The organism is Sorangium sp. So ce426 (genome assembly GCF_051475585.1).
GTDB lineage: Bacteria > Myxococcota_A > Polyangia > Polyangiales > Polyangiaceae > Sorangium > Sorangium cellulosum_B.
Map to the genome: position 1 here is coordinate 9606010 of NZ_CP150341.1, position 20722 is coordinate 9626731.

General features: G+C 69.0%; 15 protein-coding genes. 6 read left to right on the forward strand and 9 right to left on the reverse strand.

Going from position 1 to position 20722, the window contains the following annotated elements:
• Nucleotides 1–3: 3 nt before the first annotated feature.
• Complete coding sequence (locus WMF44_RS36010) at nucleotides 4–1131, forward strand: STAS domain-containing protein (protein WP_437294567.1); 1128 nt, start codon at nucleotides 4–6, stop codon at nucleotides 1129–1131.
• Nucleotides 1064–1573 carry a hypothetical protein gene (locus WMF44_RS36015; RefSeq protein ID WP_437294568.1) on the forward strand — a complete coding sequence of 170 codons (510 nt, stop codon included), beginning with the start codon at nucleotides 1064–1066 and terminating at the stop codon, nucleotides 1571–1573. The genes WMF44_RS36010 and WMF44_RS36015 overlap by 68 nt, the downstream gene beginning before the upstream one ends.
• A 771-nt stretch (nucleotides 1574–2344) precedes the next feature.
• Here WMF44_RS36015 and WMF44_RS36020 read toward each other — a convergent pair.
• Nucleotides 2345–3592, reverse strand: a complete 1248-nt coding sequence (locus WMF44_RS36020; RefSeq protein ID WP_437294569.1) for a LuxR C-terminal-related transcriptional regulator — start codon at nucleotides 3590–3592, stop codon at nucleotides 2345–2347.
• Nucleotides 3593–4019: 427 nt separating this feature from the next.
• Here WMF44_RS36020 and WMF44_RS36025 point away from each other — a divergent pair, with 427 nt between their 5' ends.
• The 4 genes from WMF44_RS36025 to WMF44_RS36040 all read left to right on the forward strand — a co-directional run bounded on the left by WMF44_RS36025 (nucleotide 4020) and on the right by WMF44_RS36040 (nucleotide 9747).
• Nucleotides 4020–4190: a hypothetical protein gene (locus WMF44_RS36025; RefSeq protein ID WP_437294570.1), complete on the forward strand. Its 171-nt coding sequence runs from the start codon at nucleotides 4020–4022 to the stop codon at nucleotides 4188–4190.
• A gap of 519 nt (nucleotides 4191–4709) precedes the next feature.
• Entirely contained in the window at nucleotides 4710–7175 is a 2466-nt protein-coding gene (locus WMF44_RS36030; protein ID WP_437294571.1) for an arylsulfatase, read from the forward strand.
• Nucleotides 7176–7561: 386 nt separating this feature from the next.
• Complete coding sequence (locus WMF44_RS36035) at nucleotides 7562–9043, forward strand: thrombospondin type 3 repeat-containing protein (protein ID WP_437294572.1); 1482 nt, start codon at nucleotides 7562–7564, stop codon at nucleotides 9041–9043.
• Between the two features lie 242 nt (nucleotides 9044–9285).
• Nucleotides 9286–9747: a macro domain-containing protein gene (locus tag WMF44_RS36040; RefSeq protein ID WP_437294573.1), complete on the forward strand. Its 462-nt coding sequence runs from the start codon at nucleotides 9286–9288 to the stop codon at nucleotides 9745–9747.
• A gap of 54 nt (nucleotides 9748–9801) precedes the next feature.
• Here the strand turns inward: WMF44_RS36040 and WMF44_RS36045 are convergent, their stop codons facing one another.
• The 8 genes from WMF44_RS36045 to WMF44_RS36080 all read right to left on the reverse strand — a co-directional run bounded on the left by WMF44_RS36045 (nucleotide 9802) and on the right by WMF44_RS36080 (nucleotide 20542).
• Nucleotides 9802–10032: a VF530 family DNA-binding protein gene (locus WMF44_RS36045; RefSeq protein ID WP_437294574.1), complete on the reverse strand. Its 231-nt coding sequence runs from the start codon at nucleotides 10030–10032 to the stop codon at nucleotides 9802–9804.
• 121 nt (nucleotides 10033–10153) lie between these two features.
• The gene (locus WMF44_RS36050; protein ID WP_437294575.1) at nucleotides 10154–10600 is read right to left on the reverse strand and encodes a DUF2147 domain-containing protein; all 447 of its coding nucleotides are present in this window, start codon (nucleotides 10598–10600) and stop codon (nucleotides 10154–10156) included.
• 537 nt (nucleotides 10601–11137) lie between these two features.
• Complete coding sequence (locus WMF44_RS36055) at nucleotides 11138–11860, reverse strand: SAM-dependent methyltransferase (protein WP_437294576.1); 723 nt, start codon at nucleotides 11858–11860, stop codon at nucleotides 11138–11140.
• A 395-nt stretch (nucleotides 11861–12255) separates the two neighbouring features.
• Nucleotides 12256–13701, reverse strand: a complete 1446-nt coding sequence (locus WMF44_RS36060; protein ID WP_437294577.1) for a formylglycine-generating enzyme family protein — start codon at nucleotides 13699–13701, stop codon at nucleotides 12256–12258.
• Between the two features lie 754 nt (nucleotides 13702–14455).
• Nucleotides 14456–16543, reverse strand: a complete 2088-nt coding sequence (locus WMF44_RS36065; protein ID WP_437294578.1) for a caspase family protein — start codon at nucleotides 16541–16543, stop codon at nucleotides 14456–14458.
• A gap of 182 nt (nucleotides 16544–16725) precedes the next feature.
• Nucleotides 16726–17508 carry a M12 family metallopeptidase gene (locus WMF44_RS36070; protein ID WP_437294579.1) on the reverse strand — a complete coding sequence of 261 codons (783 nt, stop codon included), beginning with the start codon at nucleotides 17506–17508 and terminating at the stop codon, nucleotides 16726–16728.
• Nucleotides 17509–17824: 316 nt separating this feature from the next.
• Nucleotides 17825–19561 carry a hypothetical protein gene (locus WMF44_RS36075; protein ID WP_437294580.1) on the reverse strand — a complete coding sequence of 579 codons (1737 nt, stop codon included), beginning with the start codon at nucleotides 19559–19561 and terminating at the stop codon, nucleotides 17825–17827.
• 192 nt (nucleotides 19562–19753) lie between these two features.
• Nucleotides 19754–20542 carry a penicillin-insensitive murein endopeptidase gene (locus tag WMF44_RS36080; RefSeq protein ID WP_437294581.1) on the reverse strand — a complete coding sequence of 263 codons (789 nt, stop codon included), beginning with the start codon at nucleotides 20540–20542 and terminating at the stop codon, nucleotides 19754–19756.
• Between the last annotated feature and the right edge of the window lie 180 nt (nucleotides 20543–20722).

A 20722-nucleotide genomic window follows, 5' to 3' on the forward strand; every position in this document is an offset into this window, starting at 1 on the left:
CCGATGCAGCTTGCGCAGCGCCTGGCCGGGCTTGAGCTGTCGGCCATCCCGGTGTGGGTCCTCGACGTGGACAGCTCGCGGGTCTGCTGGGTGAACGAGGCCGGCCTGGACCTGTGGCGGGCGCAGGATCGGGACGAGCTGTTCGCGCGCGATTTCTCGACGGTGCCGGCGCCGATCCGGACGCGCTTCCAGGCCCTCGCCGCGCAGGTGCGCGAGGGGGGCGTCGTGCGCGAGAGCTGGACGTTCTACCCGAGCGGGGTGCCGGTGACGGTGACGCTCCACTCCTCGAGCGTCGCGCTCGACGATGGGCGATTCGCGATCCTGAGCCAGGCGCTTCCCATGGCGGGAGCGCCTGAGCCGGAGCTCGTCCGAGGCATCGAGGCGCTGCGCCACACCTCCGTGATGATCGCGTTCGTCGACCCGAGCGGAGACCTCCTGATGCAGAACCCAGCGGCGCTGCGGGCGTTCGGCCGCACCGGGACGTGGAGCGCCTGGCTGGGTGAGCCCGGCGAGGCGGTCGCGATGCTCAGGGCGGCGCTCGACGGCGACATCGTGACGCGAGAGATGCTCGTCCGCACCGTGGATGGGGAGCGCCTGCACGCGATCGAGGGGAGAGCGGTGCGTGATCCCGTGACGGGCGCCCTGGGGGTCTTGTTCCACCACACGGACGAGACGGCGCGGATAGGCGCCGAGCGCTCCGCCGAGGAGCGCGGCCGCCTGCTGGACGAGCTGAACGCGACGCTGGCGCTCGTCGAGCAGCAGCGCGGTGAGATCCTCGCCCTCTCCGCGCCCATCCTGGACGTGGGCGAGCGCGCGCTGGCGCTGCCGATCATCGGGGCGCTCGACCGAGAGCGGAGCGCGGAGCTCGCGGCGCGGCTCCTGCCTGCGATCGCCGGCGGCGGGGTCGACCGCGTGATACTCGACATGACCGGCGCCGCGGCGCTCGACGACGCCGGCGCCAGGCACCTGATCGAGATGGTGCGCGCCATCCGGCTGCTCGGCGCGTCCGCCATGATCACGGGCATCCAGCCCGCGCTGGCCCGCGCCCTGGTGGCATCGGGCTTTGACGGGACGGGCATCACCCTGGTGGGCTCCATCGCCCAGGGCCTCTCGCGTTCAAGGAAGCGCTGAGCTGGAACCACCGTCGCGCTCCGGCCAGGCGTGGCAAAGCGAGCGGCTGGGGTCGGATCGCGACGGCGACGGCGTCATCCAGGATGGAGGCGAGCTGTTCGGCTCGGCCACGCGGCTGGGGAGCGGGGGGTTCGCGAAGAACGGCTTCGAGGCGCTGCGGGAGCTCGACGCGGACAACAACGGCGTCTTCGACAGGCAGGATCCGGCGTTCGCCAGGGTGGTCGTCTGGTCGGATAAGAACCTCGACCGGAACAGCGCGCCGAGCGAGATCACGCCCCTCGAGGCGCTCGGCGTGACGTCGATCGATCTCCGCGACTTCCGCGACATGCGCTGCGACGCGCGGGGCAATTGCGAGGGCGAGCGGAGCGCTTTTGCCTTCACGGACGCCGCGGGCACGGGGCGCCGGGGGACGGTGATCGACGTGTACATGTCTCGTCGATGAGCGCTGCGCGGTGTTCACCCGGGCAGCGAGCGACGAAAAGACGAAGTCGGCGCCTTCGCGATTGAACCACATCTCGCCGGGGTCCACAAGTCGTACCAAGGTACGGATGGTCGATCCCACTTCGTACCGCTAGCTTGCGCGCGGCACCTTCCACCGGAAAGGAGTATCGCCGATGAAGCGCAAGACGCCGCTCGTCCTCATGTCCCGCTTCACGCTCCTGGGCGCGAAGTCCGTGACCACGCTCAACGGGTGTACCCCCACACCGGCAGAGGATGACCACCTGGGGAGCGCCAGTTCTTGGCCGGGTCCCTGTGGCAGCGTCGCCAACGTCGAGCCGGGGTCGAACCTGGCCTACCTGAACGCCGGGGACGGGTCGGCGGCCTGGACGCTCTACAGTGGGTGTCCTCACGGCGGCAGCTCCTCCTTCTGCGGCATCTACGACATTCTGACCAACACCTACTGCTCCTATTACGGGCATCTTGAAATATCCCTCCCGGTGACCCCGGCGGAGAACTCGGCCTGCCAGGCGGAGATCCTGAGCTGGGCACAGCAGAAGGGCGCGACCTGCCACGGAGGACAGGCGACTGGAAATGGCCCGCCGCCATCGAGGGCGGCATCGCGCTCCCGGGGGCGGCGCCGTCTCCGGCGAGGCGCGCGAGACGCTCGGCGAGCTGCGCGCGGCGGCCGTCGAGACGCTGAACGGGCTCGGTGGCGACCTCAGCCTCTGGGCAGCGTCACGGGTCGTCGCGCCGAGGAGACGTAGGTGTGAGGCTATCCATGTGCCTTTTGCAGCAGGATCCCCAGCTCCACCGCGGACCTCGCCCCCAGCTTGGCCATCACGCGCGCCCGGTGCTCCTTGACCGTCCGCTCGGTGATCCCGAGCGCCCCCGCGATCTGCTTGTTGAGCAGCCCCCGCGCGACGGCCTCGCAGACCTCGCGCTCTCGCGCGGAGAGGAGCGCCATCCGCGCCGCGAGGGTGGCAGGCTCGATGGCCGCGGATGGCGCCGTGCACCGGCTCGGCTCGGCCTCGCCGGGCGCCGTTCCGGCGGCGAGGAGACCGCGCCGGCGAGTCTCTTCCGGGCGCTCTCTGAACGCGCGCACGTACGCCGACTCGAAGACCTCGCGCCGGGCGAAGCCGGCGGCGCGCGCGACATGCAGCACGGCGAGGTGCGGTTCGGCGAGCAGCATCCGCTGCGCGCGGACAAGGCGCCGATCGCGAAGGAACGTCCCGAGCGAGGTCCCGCGGTGCGCGCGGAACGCCGCCTCGACCGAGCGGGCGCTCGTCCCGGCAACGGCGGCGAGATCGATCGCGCTGATCGGCCCGGCGGCGTGCGCGTCCACGTACTCTTCGACCCGCCGGAGCACCGTCCGGCTCGACGGCGGCGCGGGCCGCTCCAGCAGGTGAGCGAGGTTGTGAGGCTGCCCCATCAGCAGGGCGCGCGAGAGCGACTCGGTCAGCCCGGCGAACAGCTGGGGGTGATCGATGTCCGTGCCCGCGTTGATCTCGGCGGCCATGAAGCGGCAGAATCGCTCAACGTAGGATCCGCTTCCGGCGCGGGAGTCCAGCGAGAGCTGGAACTGGAAGTCCTCGCGGACGACCTCGCCGGTGATCGACTCGAGCTGAGCGCAGAGATAGCCTCGGTCGAAGCGCACCGTGATGACGTCCATCGCGCTGTCGTAGTTCACCTTCGAGCGGCCATGAGCCGAGAAGATGGCTGGGCCGCCGCCGTGTCCCAGGGTCGCGCTGTCGCGTCCCAGCGCCGCGCGTCCGCTGCCGCGGACGGGAATGACGAGCATCGGCGCGTCCACTTGGGCGTCCAGGTAGATCGCGTCGCTGGTATGGTCCTGGACGAAGAGGATGGGGCCGAAGTCCACGGCGTGGGCGCGCCACTCGAAACCGCGCGGGAGCGTGGGGTCAACTTCCCCGTAAAGCCCCTCCCATATGGATACGGCGGTGTGGTGGTCGCGGGTGTGGATCTCGAACCGGCGGGGCACGTCCTCGTGAGTCGCGCGGGGCATGGGGGGTTCGCCTCCAGGATCGATCGCGGATCGGACGGCATGAAACGTCAGCGCTGTCAGGAAAGCAAGCGCGCCCTAGCGACGCAATCGTGGGTCCTCTGGGTAGCAACGCATGTTGCGTTCGGAGCGGAGCGCTCCGCTTGTTGTGCCAGGGGCATGGGCACCTGGCTCCTCCTTGCGTTGAGCGTTTCAGCGGCCTGCGGATCCTCGAATCTCAGCGGTGAAGCGACAAGCGCTGCGGGCGCGGCGGGCGGTTCCAGCGGCGCGGGCATGACGGCCAGCTCCGGCGGCGCCGGCGGGCCGGGCGGCGCGGGCGCGGCGGACGGTTCCGGCAGCGCGGGCGGCGCGTGTACGCCACTGCGGGCCGGTCTGTCATTGCCAGGGCGGCGTGTGGTCCTGCACGACGCCGGCCGCATGTCAGCCCCCCGTGTGCCCCACGGACAGCGAGGCGCTGCTCATGCTGGACGGCGCGGCGTGTCCGGAGCACGTCGGCCTCGAGCGCCCCAAGGCGCCCGGCTGCACCTCCGTGCGCTGCACGTGCGCGCTGAATCCGGAGACGGGAACGGCCTTGTGGCAATGCCTCACGTTCCCCTGCTGAATGAGCAGCGATGCCCCATGGAGTCATCGGCGGCTCAAGGAGCACGCGGATCGTCGCGAGCGCGTCCATCAACCCCTCGTTGCGGAGGACTCCATCCGTCTCCACCACGCAATAAAAAGCGCGCGCCGCATCGATAGCCGCTCCGATATCGCGCTCATGGTCGCGATGAGGCCGCGACCGCGAGCGCCGCCGGCGGGCCGTCACCCCCGTCGGAACGGCCGTCACGTCCCCTCGGGACGAGCCGTCACGTGCGCTCGGAATCGGCCGTCATGTCGGCCAGGAATACGTCCTCACGATATAGCGCCGTGGATCGGGATGAGGTTAGAGGGGTGGATCAGAGGGAGGACGCCGCTGAAGGCCCTGATGCGCCGCCTTTGATGGACGTCTCGGACGTATCGTGTTCCTGAAATCAGCGAGCTATTCTTCCTGAGCGCTCCGAGAGCTTCATCCAGTACCATTTTCCATACCTTCAATCATTTCATATATTCCTTGGCAACTTCCCATCGAAAGGAGTCACCCATGCCGTTGGATCGAGACCTTCTGAAGCGCGAAATCCTGCCGATTCCGGATCGTCCCTATGTCGGCCCGGTGATGTACAACGCCCAGGACCCAGCTTCCCACTTCCCTCCCATCGAGCCGATCAGACCGCCCTCGAAAGCCCCCAACGTGCTCCTCATCCTGCTCGACGATGTCGGCTTCGGCGCCGCGGAGCCCTTCGGGGGGGTCATTCATACCCCGACAGCCAAGCGGCTCGCCGAAGGCGGACTCAGATTCACCCGTTTCCACACGACAGCCCTGTGCAGCCCGACGCGCGCCGCCTTGCTGACTGGCCGCAACCCCCACTCCGTGGGCATGGGTTGCATCACCGAGCTGTATACCGGCGCGCCTGGCTACACCTCGATGATCCCCAACACCGCCGCCTCGATCGCCAAGATCCTCAGGTACAACGGCTACTCGACGGCTCACTTCGGCAAGTGCCACGAGGTGCCCGTCTGGGAGACCGGCCCATCGGGGCCCTTCGACCACTGGCCCACCTACATGGGCTTCGAGAAGTTCTATGGCTTCGTGGCAGGCGAAACCAACCAGTTCTACCCTACCCTCTACGATGGAACGACCTACATCGAAACGCCTCACGACGGGGACTACCACCTGACCACGGATCTGACAAACCAGACCATCAAGTGGATCGAGCAGCAGACGGCCATGGCGCCGGACAAGCCCTTCTTCATCTATTTCGCGCCCGGCGCGACCCATGCGCCCCACCAGATCCCGGACGACTGGCTTGACGAGTACAAGGACAACGAGGACTTCGCCAAGGGCTGGGACGAGCTGCGCGAGACGATTTGCAAGAAACAAAAATCCCTTGGCGTCATTCCAGAGGACGCGGAGGCGGCGGTCAACGAAGACGTTCCAAAGTGGGACGATGAAATGTTCGACGGCATGAGGGATTCCCTGCGCCGCGAGATGGAGCTCTACGCCTCTTTCCTCCAACAGACCGACGAGGAGGTCGGCAGGGTGATCAAGACGCTCGAGGACCTCCACCTCATGGATAACACGCTGATCATCTACATCCTCGGCGACAACGGCGCTTCCGCCGAAGGCACCTTCATGGGCACCTTCAACGAGATGATCGGCTTCAATGGCATCCAGAAATCGCTCGACGAGCAAAAGACGATCATCAAGGACAACATAGACAAGTTCGGCACCAAGGAAGCGTACAATCACTATGCCATCGGCTGGGCCCAGGCCATGTGCACGCCGTACAAGTGGACCAAGCAAGTCGCCAGCTTCTTCGGCGGCACGCGCAACGGCATGATCGTCCATTGGCCAGGCCACATCGACCGGGGCGACAGGGGGCTGCGCCACCAATTCACTTACGTGATCGATGTACTTCCGACGATCCTCGAAGCGGCCGGATTGCCGGAGCCGTTGAGCGTCGACGGAGTGCTGCAGATGCCCATCGAGGGTACGAGCTTCCTCCGGACGTTCAGGGAGCAGAATGCGCCCGAGTTCCGCACGACCCAGTACTTCGAGATGTTTGGCAACCGTGGCATCTACCATAACGGCTGGACCGCCGTCACCCTCCACTCGAAACCCTGGGACTGGGAATCCAACCCGGACTACGAGAAGGATACGTGGGAGCTCTACTACACGTACCCGTGGGGCGAGAAGTCGCCGCGTAAGGTGGACTGGACCCAGGCAAACAACCTCGCCCAAAGGGAGCCCGAAAGGCTAGCGCAGCTGAAGAACCTTTTTGAGATCACCGCGGCCCGATATAACGTCTTTCCCCTCAACGACGAAAAGACAGAGCGCCTAGAACAGTCGCCCCCTCCGGTCGACGCGAAGCAGAGGTACGTCGACGGCAGTTTCGTCTCCGACCCGTGCGTGATCAACAACTTCAACCGCTCATTCATGATCACGGCAAAGATCGAGGGCCCCCACGGGGAAGCGCCGAACGGCGTGATCCTCGCCCGGGGCAACGATTTCGGCGGCTTTGGCCTCTATGTCAAAAACGCAAGGCTTACTTACGTCTACAACTACCTTGGGCTCGAACGGTACTACGTCCAAGCCGAATCTCTGCTGCTGCCTCTGTCCGAAGCGTACGAGGTCCGCATGAAGTTTACCTACACAGGCACGGATACTGGCGAGGGCGGCAGGGTGGAGCTCCTCATCAAGTGGCCCAGGGAGAACGACTTCAAGACGCTCACGCTCGTCCCGTTCCCGGCCATCGGTGAGGACCCGCTCAACTATACACCGAAGGATATGCCGCCGGGCCATATCCTCAAGACCAATCCGATCATCTTCAACGTGGACGCCTTCCTGATGGTCGGCAAGAAGACCGGCGGCCCGTTGTGCCCCGACTTTGCGGGTAGCGGGAACAACCGCTTCCCCGGCAAGGTGCACTGGGCGGAGATCGAGCTAACGGGCGAACCCGCCATGGTGAGCCCCGAACACAGATTGCACGCACTGGAGGCGATCCAGTGACACGTTGACCCGGCCAAAGGGTACGCGGTTCTCCAGCTTGCGCCCGCGATCGTGCAGGCAGGTAGCGGCTACTGCACGACGACCTCCTGCGCGTCGGACATCGCTGCAGCGCGCCGGAGGTCGAGTCGGCTGTTCCCAGGTCCTGGTCTTGAATCTGTGTGACGTCATCGAGACAGCTGCGAAGCGGCTGCTCGACAACGTCGTCTAGATGACGGTCCACCCACTGCCGTCTTCTCGTCGCGTCCGACCCGGACCGCGGCTGGATACGGGATCTCCGTCGGGCCCCCCAAACGCCCTGGATAATTCAGCAGATCCGCCGGGTTAACCCGCATCGGGGCGGCCCCTGGGCCTTTCACTCTCTCCGGGTTTGGTCTAGGGTACGCCCCATGAAGCGCCTCGCATCGATTCTCTCCTTCTCCACGATGGTCTTGCTTCCAGCGGCGGCGTACGCCGCGGCGGAGAAGCTCCTTCTGATGGAGGTCGTCGTCTCTCCGACACAGGCCGAGTCCGTCGCCATCCGGAACCCCGGAGACACGCCGATCGTCCTGACCGATTACTATCTCGCCGATTACAATACTTACCACAACGTGGTCATCGCCGGGGCACCCGCCGGCACCAGCGACTTCATCGTGCGATTCCCCGCCGGTGCTGTCATCCAGCCGGGTGAGACCCAGTACGTGTCGATCGCCGGCGGCGAGTGCTTCCGGACCTCGTGCGGCGCGACGAGCGCGTTCACCGGGTACGGGGTCTATCCCACGTACGAGATCGCAACGGGCGACGCGACCACGACGAGCCCCGCTGTCCCTGACATGCTCGTACCGGTCATGAACGGGGTCGGCACCGCGTGGGGGTTCACCAACGGGGGCGAGCCGGTCATTCTGTTTTACTGGGATGGCATGACGAACCTCGTGACCGACGTCGATTACGTGTTTTATGGAACGGCGGGGACCCAGGCACCGGTGAACAAGACGGGCGTCACGGTCAACGACTCGACGTATCTGCCGGATACGGCGGACATTCCCGCGCTGCACGCGCCCCTGTCGATGAATGCGACAACGGTCAACACGTGTCGCGTGGACCTCGCGGAGACCGGCCAGGTCATGATGGACAGCAATGGCGTCAACGGCCGCGACGAGACCAGCGAGCCCTGGGCGACGACCTGGACCGCGTGCGCCGTGCCGAGCGCCGCCGACATCGACCTCGACACGGTCCTCAACAGCATGGATAACTGCCTCACGGTGTCCAACACCGCGCAGATCGACGCCGACGCCGACGGCGTCGGCGACGCCTGCGACAACTGCCCGATCGTGGCCAATATGGCGCAGTCGGATGTGGATGCGGACGGCGTCGGCGACGCCTGCGACAACTGCTCGACCGCACCGAACCCCGGCCAGGCGGACTCCAATGGCAATGGCATGGGCGATGCCTGCGACGCGTCCGGCGCGGGCGGCGGGGGTGGCATGGGTGGCGCCGGCGGCAACGGCGCAGGCGGCGATGGCACCGGCGGCGCAGGCGGCGATGGCACCGGCGGCGCAGGCGGCGATGGCACCGGCGGCACCGGCGACAATGGTAGCGGCGGCACCGTCGGCAATGGCAGCGGCGGCGCCGGCGGCAATGGCACCGGCGGCAATGGCACCGGCGGCACCGGCGGCGATGGCACCGGCGGTATGGGCACTGGCGGCGACACGACATCCGCGACAACGGCCGCCACGACCGGTACCGGCGGCGCGGGCGGCAGCGAGGATGACGGCGGCTGCGGCTGCCGCGTGACCGGCGGCGAGTCGCCGCGGGGCGCGTCGTACGCTTCGCTCTTCACGATCGCGGCGGCCGCGCTCGGCGTGCGGCGCCGGCGCTCGCGATCCCGGTAGAGTTGCCCCGGCAGCCGAGCTCGGATCGCACCCCGTCGGAAGGCATGGCCCTGACCCGGGCCCAGCGGTCAAGGGCCGCGCCTGGGGAGCTCGCCGTGGCACGGGGGATGCCGGTGCGGACGTACCGGGCGGGCCGGGACGGCGCGCTCGAGGTGGCGGGGGCACAGGCGGCTGCTCGCCTCGCGTTCGCGGGCCCGTCGGGATCTCACGAAGCCGACCGCGGCGGTGCTAGGGTGCGCCGCGTGCCGACGATCTTCACCAAGGGCGATCTCCTCAACACCCCGGATCTCCACGCGTACGCGCACGGCGTGAGCTGCGTGGGCACGATGGACACGGGGATCTCCGTGACCTTCAAGAAGCGCTGGCCGGGCCTGCTCCCGGCGTTCGAGCAGCGGAGCGCCGAGCGGAAGCTCCAGCTCGGGGAGGCCTTCGTCTGGAGCGAGGGCGGCGACACGGTGTACACCCTCGCGATCCAGGAGAACGCGACGAAGAGGCCCTCGCTCGCCGCGCTCGAGCGCTCGCTCGCCGCGATGGTGACGCACGCCGCCGGAGCGGGGATCGCGCGGATCGGCGTGCCGCGCGTGGGCGCCGGCAAGACCGGCCTCGAATGGCTGCGCGTCAAGAGCATCCTCGTCAAGGTCGCCACCGACAAGCCGGTCACGCTCGTGGTCTACGAGCAGTTCGTGCGCGCCCCGGGCGCCTGACGACACAGCGCCGCTCCCGGATCCCGGTGCTCGGCGTGCGATCGAGCGGGCCGGTCACGGGATGGGCTTGGCTTTGTCCCGCAGGTAGAGGGCCTCCACCTGCTGCCGGGCCCACGGGGTCCGTCGCAGGAAGTGAAGGCTCGATTTGATGCTGGGATCGTACTTGAAGCAGCGAATGTCGATCATGCGCCCGAGCTGCTCCCAGCCATGCTGCGCGACCAGGTGCTCGAGGATCATCTGGAGCGTGACACCGTGAAGAGGATTGCCGGGCTGGGGCTGAGTCATACCGATGCTCGGGGGGCGATCGCCCCGGAGGTCCAGCGTGAGCCCGCGGTGTAGCACGTCGCGCGGCGGCCGCCGCCCCCACGCCGCCCGCGCGCGGCCGACGGCTGGTCGATGAAAAATCTTACTTCTTCAGCCAGGTCTGGGTCCTGCCGAGGAGGGAGATGCCCAGGAAGCCGCGCACCTTGAGCTTCTTGCCGCCCTCGATCGCCTCGAGCTTGCAGCTATAGGTCTCGCCGTTGTTCGGATCCAGGATCGTACCGTCGTCGTACTCGTCGTCATCGCGGACCATGTTCCTGATGATGACGAGCCCCACGATGGGCTTGTTCTTGTCGGCCCCCTCACAGGCGGTGCAGATCTTCGGCTTCCCCTTCTCGTCGAGCGGCTGCTTCAGGCTCACGATCTTGCCGAAGATCTTCCCGCCCCTCTCGTAAATCTCGACCACCGACTGCTCGACCCCCTGCTCATCGATCGTCCGCCACTGGCCGGTCACAGGGAGAGGATCCGCGAGCGCGAGCGAGGTGGCGAGGGAGCAGCCCAGGGCGGCAAAAAGACCCAAGAACCTCTTCATGTCGTCACAACTCCTTTCATCGGTCGGCGAAGCCACGGCGTTCGGCCCTGGCGTGGTGCTTGATTCGCATGTCGGTGCGCGCCGCTGAGCGCGACATGCCTCGGAGGGCGGACGGGGCGCCGCGCCGTTTGTTCATCGGGCCGGAGGGAGCGGCGGCGGGAGGCAGGGCTCCGGTCAAAGGGGGAGCCGAACGGTCGACACGGCTCCTCTCGCAGCAGCCCCGCGGCGCGGTGGACGTCATTTTTCCCTCCGAGGGTACCGAGCGGGTTCGTGGAGCGCAACGGCGCCGTGCGGCGGCGCGCCGGGGCGCTTGGTGGCCAGAGAACGGTTGATTCCACGGGGCTGGATCCCGCCGCGGCCGAGCCACCCACGGCCTGCGCCTCGGCCGCGCGCGTCCGTCCGTGCTGGGCCGGTGTGATCCCGCCGGCAGAGGCGGTCATGTAAGGTTCTCTATGTCAACCAGCGCGCGCAGCGTGGCCGTACGGTCGGACCGGCGCCCGAAGCCCGCCAGAGCAGCATGCCCCGCGTGTCGCCGCGTCACGCGCCGAGCGTGGATGGCTCGTAGCGCGTCACCCAGGTCTTGATTTGCAGCTCGCAGAAGATCAGGCGAGGCGCAATGAAGCCTGCCTGGGTGAGGAGCGCGAAGACCTCGGCGTCCGAGGCCGGCATCTTCAACGACGCCATGGCCTTCCGTCGTTGCTCCGCCGCCTCGGGCGGCCGCCCCTCCGCGAGGGCCCGCCGGTCCTCGACGGCGCTCAGCAGCGGATCGTCTCCAGTCCGACAGCCGATCACGAACGGCGCCCCCGGCTTCAGGCGCCCGGCGACCTCCCGCAGGAGCTCGAGGCGCGCCTCGTCGCCCGGGACGTGGTGCAGGACGCCGATCATCTGGGCGCCGTCGAACAAGGGCCCGCGCGCGAGATCGCGCAGCTCGCAGGCATGCAGGCTCGTCCGCTCGAGGAGGCCTTCCGCCGCGAGCTTCTCTCTCGCGACGGCGACCATCTCCGGCGCGGGGTCGACGCCCGTGAAACGAACGCCGGCCCCCGCATAACGCGCGAGCGGCTTCACCTCGCTCCCGGTCCCGACGCCGACGATCAGCAGCGACGCGGCCTCCTCGTCGGGGAGCGCAGCGGCGATCACCTCGGCGATGACCTGCTGCATGACGCCATAAGCCGGCCAGAAGCGGCGCACCTGGTCGTCGTAGCTCAACGCTCGCTCGCGCCCGAAGTTCGCTGCGTGTTTCCCGTGCTCGTCCGTCTTCATCACGCCTTCTCCTCGGCGGACGGGTCGCCCGGGCCGCCTTCAGCAGAGGAGTATCACCCCTCTTGCGGCCTCGACAGGGCGGGGGTTTCGATCCGATTGGCGGGGATTTCTGTCGCGACCCCAGCGGCTCTGAGCACCCCGTGCCGGCACGAACGCCGTCGCTCCAAGGGGATGAGGTGGACGAGGTGGCGGCCCGGGTCGTCCACGAGACGATCGGTCGCCTGCGCGGGCCACCGGTGACACCGGAAGGGTGAGCCGCGCGACGCGAGAGCGCTGGCCGCTCCGCGCGCTCGCTCCTACCAGCCCGAGCCCGTCACGCCCGTCGCCAGGAGCTCCTCGACGGAGTACCAGCCGTCGATGTCGAGCGGCGGCGCCGGGGCGCGCGGCTCGCGGATCTACGGCGTCCTCGCGCACCGGGCCACGACGCCGCGGGCGCGGAACGCCGGGTCGAAGTCGACGCGGAAGGACGAGACCAGCTCCGACGCACCGACGTAGAAGCCCCCGCCCCGGATCACCCGGTCCGAGGAGGGGGTTAGATTTGCACAATCATTGCACGATGGGTCGTACGGGTTCTCGTACCAATCCAGGACCCACTCCCACAGGCTCCCGCCCAGGTCCGCCTGACCCCACTTTCCATCGCCCTTCGGCGACTTCGACCCGACCGCCAGAACATCGCTGAACGCGCACGAAACGTCGGGCCCGCAGCCATACACCGCGTACGAGCTGTCGATCGTCGTCGAGCTCGGCGGCATCGACCACGGATATACCCGCTGCCCGTCCGCTCCGCCGCCTCCCGCCGCCGCGTAGTTCCACTCCGCCTCCGTCGGCAGCCGGCCTCCGTCCCACGCGCAGAACGCGAACGCGACGTACCAGTCCAGGCAGTTCATCGGAAGGTGCTCGTTCGCGCCGGAGCCATCCGTCCATGTCTGGTAGGTCGACTCGCACTTCACCGCGGTCTTCAATGCCGCTGCGCCGGCGGGCAGGCTGCTGTCCCACGCCGCGTTCCACCCGCTCCCCGGGATCTTCGGGTGCGCTCCTGCTCCTGCCCTGGGCTTGCTCCCGGGATAGGCCTCCACGAACTTCCGGAACCGTCCCACGGTCACCTCGTACCTGTCCAGCAGGAAGCCGCTCACCGTCGCCGGATACGCCGGGTCGTTGCTCCGGTTGAACGTTCCCGCAGGTATCGCCGCACCCGTCGCGCAGCAGCTCTCGTTGCGCCCAGGACCGCACGTCTCCGTCAGCCCGACACAGCTCCGCGGCACGCACATCCCTCGGTCGCACGCTGGCGCTGCCGCTCCACACGGCGCCGCATCCTCCCATTCCCCGCGCTCATCGCAGCGCTGCGGCCGGTTGTCGGTCGCCGTACACCGCACCTGCTCCGGCCCGCACTCCCCGCGGCACTTCCCCTCCACGCACGCCTGGTCCACGCACTCCTTTCCCCCGGGCGTACACTCCACCTCCACGCCCCCGCCGTCTCCGCCGTCTCCGCCGTCTCCGCCGCTGCCGCCGTCTCCGCCGCTCCCGCCGCTCCCGTCGACTCCGCCGCTGCCGCCGCCTCCGCCGCTGCCGCCGCTTCCGCCGCTCCCGCCGACTCCGCCGCTTCCGCCGCTGCCGCCGTCTCCGCCGCTCCCGCCGTCTCCGCCGCTCCCGCCGTCTCCGCCGCTCCCGCCGTCTCCGCCGCTCCCGCCGTCTCCGCCGCTCCCGCGCCGCCTGCCTCGCCGCCTGCGCCTGCGGCTCCTCCGCTCCCGCCGCTGCCCGCCGCCACCACGGAGTAGCTGGGCTCCAGCCCCGCCAACCACCCGCACCCGCCCGCCGTGAGCGCCCACCCGGCCCACAGCCATCTCGCGCCCTTCCGCTTCGCCATGCTCAGTCCTACTGCCGCACCGCTCCCCCTGTCCACCGGCGCGCGCCTTCCGCCTCGTGCTCGGCCACGCCGCCAAGGATTCGGATGCTCTCCTGTAAACGTCCGGGCACACGTCGTGTCATTTCGGATGCCCTCCTGTAAACGTCCGGGCACACGCAGTGTCATTTCGGATGCTCCCCTGTAAACATCCGGGCACACGTCGTGTCACTCCGTCCGGTGCCGAAACGCCGCGCCCATGACAGGCGTGCGGGGCTTCGCGCGCGCCTTGGTTCCGGGCGTCCTCCCGGCGTCCCCGATCCCTGGCGGGATTTCTGCCACGCGACGCTAGAGCGACAAACGGGTTGAAACCACGAGAAAAAGCAGGAATTTCACAGGGAGGCGGGGAGGCGGGGAGCGAGAGACGGCAAGAGGGAGAAAATCATTCTTTTCTTCCTCCCCGCCTCCCCGCCTCCCTGTGAAAATTCTCCGGGTTTCAACGTGATCGTTGTTCTAGCCGAGCGCCCCCGAGGCGGCCGCCGGGCGGAGGCCCTCGATCAGGGCCGCGCGATGGCGTGGCGCGCCGCGGACAGGCGCAGCGCCTCGCCCTCGTCCGCGAGCGACGCCGCAGCCATAGCGGCGTGACCCAGCCGCAGGAGCGCGTAGGCGAGACGAGCTCGCCCGAGGCGGACCTGCGCTGCTCGTGGGGATCCATCCTGCCATCTTCACCGCTCGACCCCCGATCCGAAGTGGCTCTATGTCGCTGTCATTCGCACCACCACGACGGCCGCGGTCCAGCGCTCCGATGCGCCGCGCGGGTGCTCGCCCCTTTCCCCGACGCCGCTCGCTATCTCGGCGAAGGACGTATCACGCTTGAGATAATCGAGCGACGCTGTGTTGTTCGTCGTCGCGATCGCCACGAAGCGATCCACCCCGAGCGATTGTCCCGCCGAGAGCGTCGCGCACATCGGATCCCCGAGGACGCCGGAGGAAGACCAGAAGGTCTTCCGGCTCTTCCTCGCGATGGGGTAGCGACTCGCGTGGATGTTCACCCGCCCCTCGCTGTCGCAATTGACGAGCGTGAGCCACAGGTCAATGTCCGATGTATTCTCGATCTGGATACAGTAGCAGTCCCCGAGCGCGATCCACCTGTCGTTCACCGCGTCGAAGCGCCCCGCCTTCACCTCGTAATTGGGCTGTTTGGCCGGCTGCAGCTCCGGCAGCGGCGGATTGTGGACCAGCTCCGGTGGCAGCACTCCGCGCTGCTCGTTGCAATCGAGGAGCCTCATCTCGAGGCAATCGGCCAGATCGGTGCAGTTGCGCGCGATTCGCAGGGGCGCGGCGTACAGGTAATAGTGCTCCACCAGAGCGACCGCGATGTCCGCGGCGCCGGCCGCCGGCGCGGTGTTCGCCAGGAAGGGCAGCGTGGGCACGGGCGGCCCGGGCTCCTCCCCGGTCCCGTAGATGTCGTCGGTGATCGCCCACGCCTTGTCGGAGCGCTGCACCAGCGTGATCTGGCCCTTGTCCCCCGCCTTCGCGATCTCCAGGAACGGCGAGGCGGCGAGCCGGTTCGCCATCGCTTCGTCGTATGGTGCGAGCGCCACCACGAGCTTCGCTCCCACTCCGGGCCGGATCAATCGACCGCGCAAGACCGCGCTCGGAGGCGACGAAGGCGGTGGCATCGCAGGATCGGCCTTCGCATCCGACGTCGCGCGGCCGGTCGAAATCACGCGAACGAGGCCGATTCGCTCTCTCAGATCCTCCGGCGTGCCGACCGGCGGGAATACGGCCGCCGCCCCTGGCGACCCCAGCTCTGGATAGAGCGCCACGACCGCGCCCTCGGTCACGCCCACCAGGGATCCCGCGTTGAGTCGATAGGTCGCGCTCGCCGCGTCGAAGGTCACGGAATAGCCGATGTCGCCCGCCTCCGGCGGCCCGCCGAACACCCGTCTCACCGGGTTGCTCGAGAGCCACGGGTGCTGGTACGCGTTCATCGCCTCCACCCTGGCGGCCACCGTGCGCCAGATCTGGCCCCAGCGCAGCTCCGACAGCGTGGTATCCTCGAGCGCGCTCAGCTGCTCGACGAGCGCCCGCGTGAGCAGGCCATGCGTCTTTTGCTGCCGGCCCGGCGCGGGAGGCCCACCGCCGCTGCCGTCCGACTCGCGGGCCCGCTCGTCGTCGAGGCAGGCCGCTACCACCATGAAATCACCCGAACCGACGCCCAGCCTCCTCGCTGCACCTCGCTCCCCCGTCGCCGGAGGCGGCGCGATCTCGGGCCGAAGCACGATCGGCCGCGGCGACTTCACGTACCGCGGGCGTGCCCCCTTCTCCGGCGCGGCGCGCGTCGCCCCCGCGGAGAAGCAGCAATCGAGCACCACCGTCACGGCCGGCGTTCGCTCCGCGATCTTCCCGAGCAGCCTGTTCAGCTCCCAATCGAAGACGAGCCTCTCCCCCTCCGCCACATTGCTGTCCGTCGCCAGCAGCGCCTCGCGATAGTAGCGACCGTTGTCCCTCGGATCGATCACCTCGCTCCGCGTGCCGTGACCGGAGTGATAGATGAACACCCGGTCGCCCGGCTTCACCTCATCGCCGAGCGCGGTGAGCGCCGCGATCAGGTTCGCCCGGGTCGGCCTCTGCGTCGGCACCGTCGTCGGCCGTGGCGGGCCGCCGCGCAGAGGGGCGGCGAACCGCTTTATCCGGTCCGCCGGAACGCCCAGCCGATTCAGCAGCAACTCCTGGATCTCGTCGATGTCATTGACGCAGCCGCGGAGCGGGTAGACTCCGCCGGAGTAAACGTCGATACCGATCAGCACGACGTGGTAGCTCGCCGCGGCGCGTTCCACGGGCGAAGAGGACGGGATCTCAGGCTGCCTCGTTCCCCTGGGAGCGCGGGGAGCAGCTGGCTTGGTCTTCCTGGATTTCATGGCGAGCCTTCACGGTCGGAGACTGCTGAGCATCAATCCGCCGCGCGCGACGGTCGCGCGCGGCGGACGCCTGTGGCCCTAGCGCTCGGCGCGGCTCAGCGCTAGGGCTTCGGGTATTCGCGCGCGACGAAGGCGTAGTCTGTCTCGCTGATCGTCTCTCCGCCGAGGATCGGTATGCCGCTCTTCGTGCACTCGCCAGGGATCTGGTAGGCCATGATCGATTCCTGGTCGGGCATGGTCGTGCCGAAGAACGAGCTCTCCTCGAGCGGCGTCAGCACCTGGAAGATCACGTCTTCTCGGCTCCAGCCCTGGGTCCGCATGAAGTAGTCGACCGTCTTCTCGAAATCGAGGAGCTCGACGAGCTGCGCGCGGAGGTGCTCGTGCGGAAACCCCAGCGTGTGGCCGAACTCATGAGGAACGACGCGTCTGAACTCGGACTCCGGCGTGCGCAGCGTGAACCCTTGGAGGTTCATCGTCGGCTGACCCGGGTGGTTGAGGATATCGATGCCGAGCCACGACCAGTAGCCGCCTGCGCCACGCGCGATGCGGACGTTCGCGCTCTCCGCGAAGGACTGCGTCTCGACGAACTCGATATTGCCAGTCTTGTTCCACATGTTCGCGTACGCGAGGATTTTGCGCCGCAGCGCGGGCTCCGGATTGTCGAGGAACCCGACGGTGAGCCTCACCCCCCTCTTCGGCCACCGCAGCCTGATGACGAGCGCGAGCTTGCCTTGCTCGGTGAGATCGATGTCTTCGGGATCGAAGCCCGGCGGCAGGTTGTCCGGGCGAATGGCCTTCGCCTGCGCGGCCAGCTCCTTCCATTTTTCCGGCGGCGGCAGCTTGGGAATGCAGACCGGCACCTGACTTGCGAGCGTATTTCTCATGGCGACCCTCCCACATGACCCTGCGTGGCTACTTTTTTCTTAAGGCGAGCTGACCGCAAAGCACAGCTCCCCGGCGCTCACCGTCGCGGTGCCGACGCTCTCCGGCACCGCGCTCCGCTCCCGGAGAGCCGATCAAGGCGCAAAGATGACTTCGAGAGAGAGCGGCGGCTAACCGGACGGCTGCCGGCGACGCGTTGGGCCACGCCGGAGAGCCGCTCGGCTGTGACTCACTCGGAACAGCATGGGATTCATTGAGACGTCATCGGCGCCCGCCTCGCCGTCGCAGGAATCGTGGCGCGATCTCCGGCACGCGGCGCTAGCCAAACGCCCCCGGGGCGGCCGCGGGGCGGAGGCCCTCGATCAGGGCCGCGCGATAGCGGTGTCGCGCCGCGGAGAGGCGCAGCGCCTCGCCCTCGTCCGCGAGCGACGCCGCGGCCATCGCGGCGTGACCCAGACGCAGGAGCGTGTAGGCGAGGAGATACGCAGGCAGGCGCCGCTCGGGATCATCGCCGGAGCGGCGCCGATACCGCTCCAGGAAGGCGCGCCGGGCGCCTCGCGACATCCGCCACTCGACGATGGCGCCGGCGAGATCCCAGGCGATGTCCGTGGGGCCAGGGAGGAAGTGATCGTCGCCGTGCCCGCAGGCGTCCACCTTGACCAGCTCGCCCGCGGCGGACCTGCGCCACTCGTGGGGATCCATCCTGCCATCGACGATCACCGGATGCGCGAGCTCCAGGTGGAGCTCACCCGGGAGCTCTCTCCGCATCTCCAGCGAGAAATTGGTGCGTGCCATCGCAATGAGCTCGTCGGCCGCAGGGCTCGGCTCAGGGAAGGCCGAGGCGCGAAAGGCGCAGTAGTCGGCGAGGCGCTCGAGCTCCGCGGCGGACAGGTCATCGGCCTGGAGCGGCCGCCCAGGGAGCCATGGATACGAGAGAAAGCCCTCGCCCTCGTCGCGCGGCTCCGGCCCGAAGCCGGCCCGGAAGACGCCGTGTGCCCGCTCCAGACACTCCGCCCCGTAGCGGCCCATCCCTTCGAACTTGAGGATCCGGCGCTCGTCGCGGGAGAGGTATTTGAGGCGCTCCATGGACGTCCAGGAGGGCGGCCAGCGCGATTCGTCCTCATAGCAGCGGCGGCGCCACGCCCCGGCGCCGATGGGCTCGCCCGCGCCGCCGGGGAGCCGCGCCGCGCCCTCGGCGCGCTCCGAGCGGAAGGACCGCCAGCGGCGGGCACCGTCCGGCGCGACGAGCGCGTCGGGATCGGGCGCGCGGGAGCCGAGGAAAACGATGCTGGCGCGCGGGACGCCCGCGCGGACCAGGGCGTCTCCGGCGGCGAGGAACGAGGAGCCGCTGAGGCCCGGCCCCTCGTCGGCGACCCAGAACCGCGCTCCCTCGGCGATGCCGTCCTCGACCCAGCGGATCTGCCCGGCGTCGAGCTCGACGCGGCGGTCGTAGGGGTGACCTGATGGGCGCACGGTGGTGCGGCCGGCCCGGATCCCTTGTTCGCGGAGCGCCGCGGCCGTCACCGCGCTCAGCGTCGTGCCGATGCTGCGGATACCGACGACCCGGACCGGCGCCGGCGGGGACGCGAGCCGCTCGGCCAGCCGGGCGAAATCGAGCGGGTGGAGCGCGTAGAACGAGAACCCCTCGGGCGGCGACGTCGAGACGATCGCCGGGACCTCGACGGCCGTGAGGGCCTCGGGCGTGGCCAGGCGTCTGGCCGCCCGTGGCCCGACGTCTGGCTGTCCGTGGCCAGCTGGCTGGCCGCCCGCGACCGCGAGCGCGCCCGCGCCGTCGCCGCGGATCAGCGCGGCGGCGAGATCGTCGGTGAGCTGCGCCAGCGCCGAGGCGCTCTCCGCGCCGGTGTCGGCGAGGAGGGACTCGAGCTCGCCTGCGCGGATCAAGGCGCCGAGCACGAGGTCGCGAGGGCGCTCCGCGCCTCCGGGGCCGGCGATCGCCCGGAGGTCGGCCGCCAGCTCGTCGACGAGCCGCCGCCCCGGGACGTCGCGGCGGCCGCTGCGGAACACGTACATGCGGTATCCGGAGCTGTCGTCCATGGCGGGCTCCGCGCCTCACCGCTGCGCGACGCGCGACCCGCGCCGCTCGCGGGCCTCCCCAGCGGTAACGTCATGGAACCGGCTCGTCAAGCCATCGGCCTCGTGCGTGGAGGGGAGCGACGGGCCTGACTCGGTCGTGGCTGGGGGCGGCAGCGCGAGCGGCGCCGGCGCCATCGCCGTCGATACCTTCGCTCAGCGCGGGCCGCCGGCCGCGAACGCAAAATCGATGTGCACGTGCTCGTCGTGCCGCCACCACACCGGGCCGCGGGAGATCGCCCCTGCGAGCGAGCCCAGCTTGCGGCCCGCGGGGCTCGCGAGCAGCAGCGGCACGTACTCCGGCACGAGGATGATCCGCTGGATCCGGAGCTTCCTTAACCTGGCCTTCTCTTCCAGCGCCGACAGGAGCCGCGCGAGATCGTCGAAATCGATCGTCAGCTCGCCCGACCGGCCCTGCGCGTCGAACTCGAGGCCATAACCGAGCTTGTTCCAGGGATAGGCCGACACCTCCGCGGGCCGCCCCGCGCCGTCGCGCAGCGGGACGAAGATATCGACGCTGAGCCCGTTCTGGTGCGTGCGGTGAGGCCAGAACGGGCCGCCATCGCGGTGGCCCGTCTCCCCCACGACGAAGCGCCGCCCTGGCCTGGCGGCCGCGCACGCGGCGAACGCCTCTTCCAGCGCGTCGCGAACCGCGCCGTGCACGTACTGGCGTCCGAGGCTGGCGCCCAGGTAGGAGTAGGTCACATGACCGGGCCCCGAGGGGCGGAGCGGGCGGCCGTGCAGCAGCCGGCCGCGCGCGGGGCTGCCGACGCTCTCGGACGGCGCCTCGCCGTCGAGCCAGACGCGGCCGTGCGCCACGACGAGGGGCGCGACGAGCAGGAGACCTGCGGCGGCCGCGAGTCGCTTCCACGCCCGGCGGGGCGCGTTCGTCGCTCGCGGAGCCACGGCGGGCGGCGCGCGCCGAAGGACCTGGAGGAGCTTCACCCCGTTCGGCTTCCTGGACGATCGATCACGTCGTTCAAGCGAGAAACGAACCATCGAGCGCGCCAGGAGGAGTTCCAACTCCTGGCGTTCTGGCGCCTCGGCATCTCACCATTCAGCGTCTTTCAGGCAGCTTCAACCGATTTGTGGGATCGGAGGTCATCGCGCCCAAAGAGACGCGAC

Coding starts and splice junctions, on each gene's coding strand:
- WMF44_RS36035 (WP_437294572.1), top strand. CDS start 7,562: ATGAAGCGCCTCGCATCGATTCTCTCCTTCTCCACGATGGTCTTGCTT.
- WMF44_RS36045 (WP_437294574.1), bottom strand. CDS start 10,032: ATGACTCAGCCCCAGCCCGGCAATCCTCTTCACGGTGTCACGCTCCAG.
- WMF44_RS36020 (WP_437294569.1), bottom strand. CDS start 3,592: ATGCCCCGCGCGACTCACGAGGACGTGCCCCGCCGGTTCGAGATCCAC.
- WMF44_RS36070 (WP_437294579.1), bottom strand. CDS start 17,508: ATGAGAAATACGCTCGCAAGTCAGGTGCCGGTCTGCATTCCCAAGCTG.
- WMF44_RS36050 (WP_437294575.1), bottom strand. CDS start 10,600: ATGAAGAGGTTCTTGGGTCTTTTTGCCGCCCTGGGCTGCTCCCTCGCC.
- WMF44_RS36060 (WP_437294577.1), bottom strand. CDS start 13,701: ATGGCTGTGGGCCGGGTGGGCGCTCACGGCGGGCGGGTGCGGGTGGTT.
- WMF44_RS36030 (WP_437294571.1), top strand. CDS start 4,710: ATGCCGTTGGATCGAGACCTTCTGAAGCGCGAAATCCTGCCGATTCCG.
- WMF44_RS36010 (WP_437294567.1), top strand. CDS start 4: ATGCAGCTTGCGCAGCGCCTGGCCGGGCTTGAGCTGTCGGCCATCCCG.
- WMF44_RS36055 (WP_437294576.1), bottom strand. CDS start 11,860: ATGAAGACGGACGAGCACGGGAAACACGCAGCGAACTTCGGGCGCGAG.
- WMF44_RS36075 (WP_437294580.1), bottom strand. CDS start 19,561: ATGGACGACAGCTCCGGATACCGCATGTACGTGTTCCGCAGCGGCCGC.